The sequence below is a fragment of the uncultured Bacteroides sp. genome, from assembly GCF_947632445.1.
In the GTDB taxonomy this organism is placed as follows: domain Bacteria; phylum Bacteroidota; class Bacteroidia; order Bacteroidales; family Bacteroidaceae; genus Bacteroides.
The window spans coordinates 26,287-38,687 of sequence record NZ_CANRPM010000010.1 but is presented as its reverse complement, the minus strand read 5'-3'; the positions used below and the strand labels follow the sequence as shown (position 1 = coordinate 38,687).

The window sequence follows — 12,401 nt, the reverse complement described above, 5'->3', positions numbered from 1 at the left end:
GTCCGGCATGGATAAAAGAAATCCGCCGCCCTTGTCCGCAGTAGAAGGAATACGGAAAAGAAGACGGCGGAGCCCTTTGTATATCAATCCGTCCGGTTAATTCTCTAACTTGTAGACTTCGCTTCCCGCCAGCAGGAAACAGCCCGTGCCGAAGTCTTCAAAATCGGGTATCTTGTCGTAAGTGACCGGCTGGCTGTCTTTAGGCTCCTTGCCGGTTCCTTGTACATAGCCTAACGCACCGTCGGGATGGACGGCTTCCTTGACGATTGCATTCCATGCCTTCAGCAGGACGGGGAGGTATTCTTTTCGATCCAGCCATCCGTTGCGTATGCCCCAGGCCATGCCGTAGACAAAGAGGGCCGTGCCGGAAGTCTCTTTCCCGCCGAAGTTCGATTCGTCGTGGAGGCTGACATTCCAAAAGCCGTCCTCGCGTTGGCAGTCTTTGATGGCCTTGCTCATAGTCAGGAAGTCATCTATATAGTTTGTGCGGTGTTGTTCGTCTGCCGGTATTTCGTCCATCACTCTGACCAGTGCGGCATACACCCATCCGTTGCCCCGGCTCCAGTAGCAGTTCTTTCCGTTGGGTTCCTTGTAGGGAGGATCGAAGTCCTGGTCTCTCCACCACAGGCCTTCTTTCGCATTGTACATGCCGTTTTCTCCGTGTACGTTTCGGGTATATTCGTACATCTCCCACATCTTGTCGAAGTATTTCTGTTCGCCGGTCAGTCGTCCCAGTTTGGCAAAGACGGGCATACCCATCTGGATGGCGTCTATCCACCACCAGTCGTTCACTTGCGGGGTGTTGACCAGCATGTCTATGTTGGCCTTTGCCTTGCGTATCTTTTCCGGGTCGGGACATACCTTATATAAATCGAGGTAGGTCTGGCTGGCGCAATAATCGTCGGCATTGCGGGTGGTGGTGCCGTTTCTGAAGCCCCATCCGTGAAAGTCCGCCCAGTCGTTGGCGTAGCTGTAATAGTCCTCCCTCGGATAAATGGAATAAAGGGCCATCAGTCCTTCGTAATAGACGCCTCTTGTCCAGATGTTGCTGGGGCGGATCACCTTGTTTACATAGGACGGAGTCCGATAATCGCTGTACTTCTTCATGAAGTGGTCGTTGACTTTTACCATCGTCTTCAACGTCTCGTTCCGGTCGGGGACTTGCTGTGCGGAGGCCATGCCGAGGACGAAAAGGCCGATGAGCAGGGTTACTGTTTTCTTTGTTTTCATGTTGGAATGGATTTTTGCTGCAAAAGTAGCCGGTACGATTTTGTTTCACAATGGAGATTTGTACAGTTTCCATGAATTTTATACAAAGGACGTTCTTCCGATTGCTCTTTGAGTAGGCGGAAGGAGGGAGTTTGCAGGGCTTCCGGCCTATGGAAAATGATTTTATGAATAATCATTTTGTTTTTACAGTCGCTTTTCGGCCGCTTGTGAGACGGATTTACATGTAAATGTACGATTTTCCATTTGTCTGTATGCAAAAGGTGTCATATCTTTGTACGGATTTCCACCGCAAAAAGGGAAATAGCGTTTTTAAAATATGTATAATTAAAATTTTTTATGTATGGAAAACAACAAAAGACTACGTCTGTTTGGCCGGATGCATTTCATCCAATGGCTATTTCTTACAGCTCTCTTTTCGGTAGTTGCGATGAGCGGCTATGCGCAAGGTAAAACTGTTACAGGTAAAATCATTGATTCCACCGGCGAACCGGTTATCGGTGCCAGTGTATTGGTGAAGGGTACGACGAATGGTGTCATTTCGGACATCGACGGAAACTTTTCGATTCAAGGAGTGGCAAACGACGCCACCCTTCAAATTAGCTTTGTGGGATATAAGTCTCAGGAAATCTCTGTAGCCGGCAAGACGCGAATAGATGTCACGTTGAGCGAAGATACGGAGATGCTGGACGAAGTAGTGGTTGTCGGTTACGGTGTCCAGAAGAAAACGGACGTAACGGGCGCGTTGACGAGAGTTGATTCAGAAGCATTGAACACTAAGCCTGTAAGTAATGCCTTCGAAGCATTGCAGGGTAAGGCTGCCGGTGTAGATATCACATCGAATCAGCGTCCGGGTGAAATCGGTTCTATCCGCATTCGTGGTAATCGTTCTTTGACAGCCAGTAACTCTCCGTTGTATGTTGTCGATGGTGTACCTTTGAGTGCAGGTGGTATCGAAACATTGAACCCTCGTGATATTGAATCCATTGATATCTTGAAGGATGCATCTTCAACCGCTATCTATGGTTCTCGGGGTGCCAATGGTGTAGTTCTCGTAACGACCAAACGAGGTAAGACAGGACAGTTTTCCCTGAACTATTCGGGTACGGTAACGGTGGAGAAGCTACATGATTTACAGCCATCCATGAGTGCCAGTGATATGATTACGTTCGTGCGCTGGGCAAGATACAACGCCAATCCCGACATCAACCCGCGCGGTGACCAGCCTTCATACGAAAAGGATATGAACTACTTCACCGGCAACCCAGGTTGGGCCAACATTGAGAAAGGTTGGGTCGACGGTGTATGGAATCCGTCACTGGTTACCAACTACGACTGGGGAGACCTCGTTACAGAAACAGGCATCACCCACGAACATACGTTGAGCGGTTCGGGCGGTACGGAAAAGATCATGGGTTCTTTCTCGGTCGGTTACTTGAGCAACGACGGTACGCAGAAAGGACAGAAGTACCAACGTTACAACTTCGCTTCGACAGTCGATATCACCCCAAAAACGTGGTTCAAGATGGGTGCATCGATGAACATCTCCTACACCGAGCAACTGTACGGATATTCGCGTACAGGGCAGACAGGCACGAGTTCGGGTCCGACTGACATCTACATCGCTGCCAAAGCATTGCCGAACTATGCACTGCCATACGATGAAGCCGGTGATATCATTAATATGCCTGCCGGTTCGGAAAACAATTCCTACACAGTGATGGATGAATGGAAGAAATCGAACGATAACCGCGAGGGCTTCCGTGCATTGGGAAGTTTCTTCGGACAGGTCGACTTCGGGGAAATCTGGAAACCGCTCAAAGGCTTGAGTTACAAAATCGCTTTCGGTCCCGACTTCCGTTATCGTCGCAACGGTGTTTTCATCGATGCCTCATCGGCAGGTCGTGCAGGCGGTAAGAACTACGTCACATGGGGATCCGATCGTTATTTCTCATGGACATTGGACAACATGATTCTCTTCAACCGCCAGTTCGGGAAGCACACCGTCGGTGTAACCCTGTTGCAGACGGCTTCGAAATTCAACCATGAAAGTGCCAGTATGTCGGGCGTGGGCTATCCCTATCCTTCGATGCTGTGGAACAACATGGGCATCATTGATATCCTGAATAAAGACTATAGTGCAAAGATGGGTACAGGCTTCAGCGAGAACCAGCTGGCTTCGTACATGGCCCGTGTCAATTACAACTTCGATGAACGATTCCTGTTGACCGTATCGGGTCGTTACGACGGCTCGTCCGTGTTGGCTAAGGGCAACAAGTGGGCTTTCTTCCCATCGGCCGCTGTCGGTTGGCGTATCAATCAGGAGGAATGGCTGCGTGACGTCAGCTGGCTGGACAACCTGAAACTCCGTGTAGGTATCGGTGTGACAGGTAACTCTGCGGTCGGTGCATACGGTACGTTAGGAGTCGTTTCGCAATACAATATGCCGGGCAATGGTAAGAGCGACAGTTACACAATCATTACCCCAAACGAGCCCTATTATAGTAGTAGTTCCAACAAGATGCCTAACAAGAAATTGGGGTGGGAGAAAACCACGCAGTGGAACTACGGTATCGATTTCGGTTTCCTGGGCAACCGTATCACGGGTACGATTGATATCTACCATTCGAGGACAAAGGATCTGTTGATGGCTGCCACAATTCCTACGCTGTCCGGTTACCCTTCAATGACAATGAACGTCGGCGAGACAAAGAACTTCGGTATTGAGTTCGGCGTGGACTTCACGCCCGTCCGCACGAAAGACTTCGAATGGATATCATCGATCAATACGGCTTACCAGAAGGACGAAATCGTTTCGCTGCTTAACGGCAAACAGGACATGATTGGCAACGGCTGGTTCATCGGTCAGTCAATCGGTGTGTTCTTCACCCACGATCAGGCCGGTCTGTGGCAGGATACCCCCGAAGACCGCGAACTGATGGAGAAATTCAACGCCAATGGGCACAATTTCCAGCCCGGTCTTGTACGTCCGGTCGACCAGAACGGTGACTTCCGTATCGATGAAGAGGACCGCGTAATCATAGGCAACACGAACCCTAAATGGACGATGGGTTGGTCGAACACTTTCACATGGAAGGGACTTGAGCTGGCCATCGAGCTCTACGGTCGTTTCGGTTATATGATTTCTACCGGCGGACAGGCATTGTCGGGTGCTGCCAATCAGGTGGAAGTCGATTATTGGACACCCGAAAATACCGATGCCAAATGGCAGAAACCTATCTACCAGTCCAGCCGAAGCAGCGGTGACCCATACGCCGGATTGCTGGGTTACGAGGATGCATCGTTCCTGAAGGTGCGTAACCTCTCGTTGGGTTACAACTTCTCAAAGAACCTCTGCCAGAGAATGGGTCTCAATTCGTTGAAAGTCTATGTACAAGGTCGCAACCTTGGCAATCTCTACTCATCGGTTGATTACGTAGATCTTGACTTCGGTACGAGTTTCTACAATCGTGGTGTCACTTTCGGTCTGAATGTCGGTTTTTAATTGCTAATATCAAACAAGAAAAATAAGAATATGAAAACACTGAATAGAATATTCACCGGTGTCTTCGCATGTGCGCTGACACTGGGAACATCTTCCTGCGGCGATAGTTTTTTGGAAGAGGACGCAGGACACATGATTTCCGATGCGTTGTTGAACACGTCGGAGGGCGTGGAACAGATGGTCGGCAGTCTCTATGCCAACATCCGCTGGTGGGGCGGCTATGAATGGGCTTATGCCACGACGCTCTATGGTTGCGATGAATTTACGGTGGCCGGTTCCAACTGTGCGGAGCCTTGGAACGACTATAACGCCAACTTCGGTCCGCTCAACTGGGCGGGAACGGGTGACGCGAAGAACAATCCGGGTATCGATGCCGTATGGAGTCAGATGTATTACGGAATTTCCAGTGCCAATCTGATTATTGCGAGTGAAAGCATGATGCCCGAAAACGTCCACGATCGTGCGATGGGTGAGGCTTATTTCCTGCGTGGTTACAACTATCTGCGTCTGTTCGGTCAATATGGAGCCGTGGTGTTGCAGACCAAACCGGTCGAAGTGGAGGGTTCCGATGTTCCGCGCAACTACAAGCGCGCTTCGGAAGAGGAGGTTCTGAACCAGATTATCGAAGACTTCAAGAATGCCTATGAGCTGATTCCGGCCGACAACAATTGGATTTACTACGCTTGGACAAAATATACGGCTGCCCACTTCTATGCCAAGGCGCTGCTCTATCGTCAAAGCGAACGTTGCAGCGACTGGAACGGCAAATACGACAAAAAGACCGACCTTGACCTGGCCATCAAGCTCTGCAATGAGGTGATAGCCGCCCGCCCACTTGAAAGCGACTACAACCGGCTTTATGCCCATTGGACGGGTACGGACTGTGATATCGAGAAATCGAAAGAGGTTTTGATGGCCATCCCGCACAACGAGGGTTCGACCGCCGGACGTTACGGTAACCGCACCTACAACTATTTCAACCCACAGTTCTCGAACTTTTCAGGGGATTATGTTATGCGCGGTCAGTTTATCGGCGGTATGGACTTCCAGCGCTGCCGTCCGACCGAATATGCGTATGCCATATTCGACAACGTGAATGATTCGCGTATGTGGAAGACTTACAAGACCGTTTTCGGCTATAATAACTACCAAACTCCTGATGCCATGCAAAAAGCAGGCTGTCCAGCCGGGGCTGAGCCTGCACTGGGTCAGCCGGGAATCATGTTCATCCTGAACAAGAAAGGTGATCAGATTGTAAGCAAATACGGAACGATAGGTCGTGCCGGCGAGAAGCACACATTCGTCTATCCGGTGAACCTCGGTCCCGAGGAGTGGGGTGGCAAATGGGTGCCCAATGTTGTTTCTCTCTACGACGGCGACAAGTACGAAATGGATCAGCACGGAGTGTCCGGTGATCCCAATACCTGCAATACCTACTGCGGCATCAACAAGGTCGAAGACGGTACACGTACCGCTGAAAAGGGCGATGCACATCGCGACATCACACTGGCCCGGACGGGCGAGACATACCTGATCAAGGCTGAATGCCAAGTGCGCAACGGTGACGATGCAGGTGCGTTGAGAACCATCAACGAACTGCGTGCACGTGCCCAATACAAAGCCGGTGAAGACCGCGAGGCATACGAAGACGGATCGCAGGCATTCAAGGCAAGCGGCAACTCGACTGCAAACTCCAACACGGCCAAAGGAAACAAGAATGAGAAGGGCGAAAAGATAACCAATATGCAGGCCTACGAATATTCGTACATCCAGAAGAATACCTACTGCATCTCGACTGGTCTGACGAAGCCTGAAGGAGGCTGGGGAGCATCGAATCTGCAGATTTCAAGTTGGAGCAACCTGCCGACAGAAGACCAGGCTATCTTGGCGAAACTCGGTGTGGATGGAAATTCGCTTGAGGGCAAGATTCACTTCATCCTCAACGAACGGACCCGTGAATTGCTCGGTGAGTGGAATCGTTGGGAGGAACTGAGCCGCACGAAGACCTTGGTAAAACGTGCCAAAGCGTTCAATCAGCGTGCAGCCGCCAATATAAAGGATCATCACAATCTGCGTCCGATTCCGCAGACCTTCATCGACGGTCTGTTGGATGACAATGGGCAGAACCTCTCCGACGCGGACAAGGCTGCATGGCAGAACCCCGGATATTAATTCATAGGTATTAGGTTAGATAAGAGAGGCTGTTGTCCGCCGAAGAGGGGATGGCAGCCTCTTTTGTCATGCAACGGGAACTGTCGGATAAAGAAAAAAATAACGTGCGCCCGGTGAATGAGGAACATTTTGGAAGATTCGGGAGGCCCAAAATAGTCCTGTCAACAAAATCGCCTGATTATCAATGGATATTGTTGACAGGACTGATCCTTTGGTAAACATTTCCGTGAAAAAATAAAAAATACCTTGCCTTTAAAGGCAGCCTATTTTTTATTATATTTCAAGAAAGTTTGTACAGCTCCTGTCACTGTCGCAGCAACCGACTGTATATCAGCAAATTGGTGTGACAGGACTGTTTTACTCGTGCAAAAATCCCGTTTTTCTTCCTCTTTTTTTCACGGGCAGATTTTTTCCGTCCCGACGATGTGCCGGCTGACCTGCTGACGAAGTGCTTCGTCCTCTTCCCGGAAAGCACGGCATGACACCCTTACGCAGCACTGCGTCGGGACTTCAGGAAGTGCTGCGTGGCAGAACCCCGGATATTAATTCATGGGTATTAGGTTAGATAAGAGAGGCTGTTGTCCGCCGAAGAGGGGATGGCAGCCTCTTTTGTCGTGCAACGGGAACTGTCGGATAAAGAAAAAAATAACGTGCGCCCCGTGAATGAGGAACATTTTGGAAGATTCGGGAGGTCCAAAATAGTCCTGTCACGCTAAAGGTCGGATTATCAATAAAATAGTGCGACACCTTAGGGCCTTTGGTAAACATTTCCGTGAAAAAATAAAAAATACCTTTCCTTTAAAGGCAGCCTATTTTTTATTATATTTCAAGAAAGTTTGTACAGCTCCTGTCACTGTCGCAGCAACCGACTGTATATCAGCAAATTGGTGTGACAGGACTGTTTTACTCGTGCAAAAATCCCGTTTTTCTTCCTCTTTTTTTCACGGGCAGATTTTTTCCGTCCCGACGACGTGCCGGCTGACCTGCTGACGAAGTGCTTCGTCCCCTCCTCAGAAAGCACTGCATGACACCCTCACGCAGCACTGCGTCGGGACTTCAGGAAGTGCTGCGTGGCGGCGGGAGGAAATTTCATGGAACATAGGTAAAAAAATACATGAATATGTACAAATATCCATTCCCTATTTTCGAATAAAGTGACATATTTGCAATAAAAACAGGATTGGTATGGGAAATATGTTTTTGAAAGGCTTGACTTTGGCCGCCTCGGTTCTCCTGGCGGCGGGGGCGGGCGCACAGGCGCCTCACCCGGAACGTGTCTATCTGTCGGGCACGGGCATCGACGATACACGGACTTGGGATTTCTATTGCACGCACGGACAGAACAGCGGCAAGTGGAAACCGATTGAAGTGCCTTGCAACTGGGAGTTGCAGGGATTTGGCAACTACACGTATGGGCGGTGGTACACCGTGCCCGGAGAGAAACCGAGCGACGAGGTGGGCACGTACCGCCACCGGTTCGACGTCCCCCGGTCGTGGAGCGGACAGCGGGTGAAGATCTTCTTCGACGGCGTAATGACCGACGCGGAAGTGCGCGTCAACGGCGAGTTGGCGGGCGAGGTGCACCGGGGCGGCTTCTACCGCTTCGCCTACGACATCACCGGCCTGCTGCGGTTCGGACGGAAGAACACGCTGGAAGTGAAGGTGGCCAAAGAGTCGGCCGACAAGTCCGTCAATGCAGCCGAACGGAAAGCGGACTGGTGGCTCTACGGCGGCATCTATCGCCCCGTGTGGTTGGAGGTGCTGCCGCAGGTGCATGTCAGCCGGTTCACGCTGAACGCCGATGCCGAAGGACGGCTGAGCGTGGCGCTCGAAATGGAGGGCGACGCAAGCGGTTACGAGTTGGTGACCGGCCTGACGGCGCTGAAGGACGGCCGCGTGATGACCGACACGGCGGGACGGACGGAGGTTTCACACGCCATCGGGAACGACGGAGGGGAGCAGCTGTTCACTTCGCAATGGAGCGGTGTCAGCCTGTGGAACCCGGAGAACCCCAACCTGTATGTGGCCCGGCTGCAACTGAAGAACCGCGAGGGGCGGGTGGTGCAGACGCGTGAATTCCGCGTGGGCTTCCGCACCATCGAATTCTTTCCGCAGGACGGGCTGTACCTGAACGGCGTGAAACTGGTGGTGAAGGGCGTCAACCGCCATTCGTTCTCGGTAGACGGCGGGCGTGCCACGAGCGCAGCCATGAGCCTTCAGGACGCGATGCTTATCAAGGAGATGAACATGAACGCCGTCCGCTCGCACTATCCGCCCGACGAACACTTCCTCGACATGTGCGACTCGCTGGGCCTGGTCTATGTGGACGAGCTGGCGGGATGGCAGAATGCCTACGACTCGGAGGTGGGTGCCGGGCTGGTGCGCGAAATGGTGAGCCGCGACGTCAACCATCCCTGCATCATTCTCTGGAGCAACGGCAACGAAGGCGGATGGAACGACGATACGGATCCGCTGTTTGCACGCTACGACCTGTTGCAGAAGCGGCACGTCATCCATCCCTGGGCCGACTTCAACGACCTGGACACGCACCACTATCCGGCCTACCTGACGGGTGTGGCCCGCTTTACGAACGGCTACCGGGTGTTCATGCCTACGGAGTTCATGCACGCCATGTACGACCAGGGCGGAGGCGCCGGCCTGCGCGACTTCTGGGATCGCTGGCAGACGAACCCGATGTTTGCCGGCGGATTTATCTGGGTGTTCTGCGACGAGGCGCCCAGGCGTTCGGACAAGGGAGGCATCCTCGACTCGGACCGGTCGAACGCCCCCGACGGCGTGGTGGGCCCGCGCCGCGAAAAGGAGGGCAGCTACTATGCCATCCGTGCGCAGTGGTCGCCCATACAGCTGAAGCCGCTGCTCATTACTTCGCATTTCGACGGCCGTTTTCTGCTGACGAACGAATATACCTACACCAACCTGAAGGACTGCCGCATGGACTGGCGCGTCCTGAAGTGCGACACGCCCATGCAGGGAGCTGACGGAACCGCTCCCGTGCGCCTGGCTGAAGGCGGGGTGACGCTGCCTGCCCTGGCTCCGGGCGAGACGGGTACGGCCCACTTCGACCTGCCTGCCGGCTTTGCCGACGGCGACGTGCTCGAATTGGAGGCTTTCGACAAGGAGGGCCGCAGCATCTGCACCTGGAGCTATCCCATCCGCCTGGCTGCGCAGTACTTTGCGCACAAGATGGAGTACACGCCCATGACCCTCCAAGCCTTGCCGCGAGCCGAGGCCGTCAGGGAGGGCGGCAGCTACGTCCTGCGCAGCGCCGGCGTCAGCGTGGCGTTCGACGCCTCGACCGGACTGCTCAGCCGCGTGACGGCGGGCGGACGGGAGATTCCCTTCAAGGACGGCCCTGTGGCTGTGGGCATGAAGATGCGCTACGAGCCTTCGCTCAGCTACCTCCGCACCGGTGCGGACGGAGCCGTGTTCTGCGCCAAGTATAAGGGGGCGGCCGACTCCATCGTCTGGCGCCTGACCGACAACGGCCTGCTCTACATGGACGCCGTGCTGTTGAACCGGGCTTCCGGGGGAGGCGGCTTCGACGATGCCTTCATGGACACCGAAGTCTACAACTTAGGCCTGACCTTCTCCTATCCCGAAGCGGCCTGCACGGGCATGCGCTGGATGGGTCGCGGCCCCTACCGCGTGTGGAAGAACCGCGTGCCGGGCACCCGGTACGGCATCTGGCAGAAGGACTACAACAACACCATTACGGGCGAGAGCTACGAGAACCTGATCTATCCTGAGTTCAAGGGCTACCACGCCCATCTGTTTTGGGCCACGATGGAAAGCGACGAGGCGCCGTTTACCGTCTACTCGCGCAGCGACGGCATCTTCTACCGCGTCTTCACGCCCGAAGAGCCTGCGGGACGCCTCAAGCAGACCATGCCGGGCTTCCCGGAGGGCGACCTCTCCTTCCTGCTCGACATTCCTGCCATTGATTCGTTCAAGCCCATCAAACAGCAGGGGCCGAACAGCCAGCCGGGCAATATCCGCATCAAGAAGGGCGACGAGGGCCTTCATATCGACCTGATGTTCGACTTCCGGCAGCGGAAAGGGGAACTTCCCGCCGCCGGATTGGGGAAGCCCGATTTTGTTTTGCCACAATCAAACTGAAATAGTTAAAAACCATGAAAAGACTCTTGTTATCCGCCGCATGGTGCGCCCTGCTGGGCGGCACGGCTTCGGCCCAGTTCGGAAACTGCACTCCGTCCGAAAAGACAACCTACGTGGACGCGCAGACGGGCCGCACGATTACGGTACTGACGGACACCCTCCAGAACGACCACTTCCTCTACCAGACCGACCCGATGTGGACGTCCGACGGGAAGTATCTGATATTCCGTTCTTCCACCCGCGCCGGCGATCCCGAACAGCAGACTACGACGCCCGACGGCAAGACGCGCCGCTGGCGACCCACGCAGATGTTCTTCATCGAGATGGCCACCGGCCGCATTATCCAGGCTACCGAAGGCACCGGCTTAGGCGGCATCTATCTGGCCCGCAAGTCCAACCGCATGTTTATCAGCCGCAGCCGCGACGGAGAGTGGACGCTCTCCGTCATGGATCTCGACCGTTTCTTCGCCGACGTCGACCGGGGCAAGGTAGGCCGTCCGGCCGACTACGAGCGCACGGTCGGCACCTTCCCTAAAGAGATGGGACGTCCCGGCGGCTTCGCGGTGGACTGCAACGACGACTATGCCTACATCACCGTCGAACGCGACGGTACGCCCGAAGAACTGGAACGCATGAAGCGGAATGCCTTCCGCCCCGAAGGCGACCAGCCTATCAAGATACAGCCTACCCTGTGCGGCATCCGTAAGATGGATCTGGCTACCGGCCGTGTGGAGAAAGTCATCGACACCGAGTTCAAGGTGGGCCATATCCAGGCCAGCCGCTTCACGCCCGGCGAAATCGTGTTCTGCAACGAGACCGGAGGAGACGCCCATCAGCGCATGTGGTTCTGCACGGCGGACGGCCGCGTGTTCAAGCCCCTGTACCGGGAGACGGCGCTCGACTGGGTGACGCACGAAACATTTGCCTCCCGCGACTATGTGTATTTCAACATCCTGGGCTTCCAGCCCCGCCTCCGCAAGCAGGCCAGCGGCATCCTGCGCATCAACCTGCGCACGGACGACGTCGAACTGTTGGGTCAGGTCGAAATGGAGAAAGACCGCCAGGCCATTGACGGCCAGCTCGTGGGTCGCGGCTTCTGGCATTGCAACGCCAGCCACGACGACCGTTGGGCGGCAGGCGATACCTTCGGCGGCAACGTCTGGCTGATAGATGTCCGCACGGGCGAGCGCCACTGGCTCGTGTCCGACACGAAGATGCGGCCCGACCACGCCCACCCCAGCTTCAGCCCTGACGGCACGAAGGTGCTCTTCCAGTCGGGCCACTTCACCAACGGCAAGCGCCTGAACCTGATGATGACGGACGTGCCGGACAACGCGGATAAAATAATGGAATAAAATCG

General features: G+C 54.2%; 5 protein-coding genes. 4 read left to right on the top strand and 1 reads right to left on the bottom strand.

Going from position 1 to position 12,401, the window contains the following annotated elements:
• Positions 1-96: 96 nt before the first annotated feature.
• On the bottom strand, positions 97-1,230 hold the full coding sequence (locus Q0Z70_RS03590; protein WP_298072727.1) for a glycoside hydrolase family 88 protein: 1,134 nt from the start codon (positions 1,228-1,230) through the stop codon (positions 97-99).
• A 340-nt stretch (positions 1,231-1,570) separates the two neighbouring features.
• On the opposite strand from Q0Z70_RS03590, the gene Q0Z70_RS03585 reads away from it, so the two are divergent.
• The 4 genes from Q0Z70_RS03585 to Q0Z70_RS03570 all read left to right on the top strand — a co-directional run bounded on the left by Q0Z70_RS03585 (position 1,571) and on the right by Q0Z70_RS03570 (position 12,396).
• Positions 1,571-4,732 (top strand): TonB-dependent receptor, encoded by a 3,162-nt coding sequence (locus tag Q0Z70_RS03585; RefSeq protein ID WP_298072725.1) that lies wholly within the window; start codon positions 1,571-1,573, stop codon positions 4,730-4,732.
• Between the two features lie 30 nt (positions 4,733-4,762).
• Positions 4,763-6,904 carry a RagB/SusD family nutrient uptake outer membrane protein gene (locus Q0Z70_RS03580; protein ID WP_298072723.1) on the top strand — a complete coding sequence of 714 codons (2,142 nt, stop codon included), beginning with the start codon at positions 4,763-4,765 and terminating at the stop codon, positions 6,902-6,904.
• A gap of 1,194 nt (positions 6,905-8,098) precedes the next feature.
• On the top strand, positions 8,099-11,041 hold the full coding sequence (locus Q0Z70_RS03575; protein ID WP_298072774.1) for a glycoside hydrolase family 2 TIM barrel-domain containing protein: 2,943 nt from the start codon (positions 8,099-8,101) through the stop codon (positions 11,039-11,041).
• A 14-nt stretch (positions 11,042-11,055) separates the two neighbouring features.
• A complete protein-coding gene (locus Q0Z70_RS03570) occupies positions 11,056-12,396 on the top strand; it encodes an oligogalacturonide lyase (RefSeq protein WP_298072721.1) in 1,341 nt (446 codons plus the stop codon).
• The last annotated feature ends 5 nt before the right edge of the window (positions 12,397-12,401 follow it).